This window comes from Mycobacterium sp. 852002-51971_SCH5477799-a (genome assembly GCF_001667145.1).
Taxonomy (GTDB): domain Bacteria; phylum Actinomycetota; class Actinomycetes; order Mycobacteriales; family Mycobacteriaceae; genus Mycobacterium.
The window spans coordinates 1-517 of sequence record NZ_LZIF01000076.1 but is presented as its reverse complement, the minus strand read 5'-3'; the positions used below and the strand labels follow the sequence as shown (position 1 = coordinate 517).

Here is a 517-nt window from a genome sequence, read left to right as displayed (position 1 = left end):
CATAACCCACACCCACCCCAGCACCAGCCACATACAACTCACCGACCACCCCAGCGGGCACCGGACGCAACCAGTTATCGAGCACAAAAAACCCCAGATGCGCCAACGGCACCCCGATCGGGCTGACCATGCGCTCAACATCGCCGGCGGCGATCTCCCGCAACGAGGCGTGCACCGTCGTCTCGGTAATGCCATACATATTGATCAACCGCGGCAACACCGGATGACGCTCCAACCACCCCCCAAGCCGCTGCGGCTCGAGCGCCTCACCACCGAACACCACAGTCGACAACGTGAGCTGATCAGCCAACTCAGGTGCAAGCCCCTCAGCGCTCTGCAACGCATAAAACGCCGACGGTGTCTGACTGAGCACACTGACCTGCTCACCCACCAACACTTCGAGCAAGTCTTCTGGTGAACGCACCACCGACTCGGGCACCACCACCAACCGCCCGCCGTATAACAGCGCCCCCCAGATCTCCCACACCGAATAGTCAAACGCCAACGAATGACACTG

At 61.1% G+C, this 517-nt stretch carries 1 protein-coding gene; it reads right to left on the bottom strand.

Going from position 1 to position 517, the window contains the following annotated elements; translation table 11 throughout:
• The coding region (locus A5753_RS08930; protein ID WP_156656027.1) for an AMP-binding protein at positions 1 to 517 on the bottom strand (517 nt) is incomplete at both ends.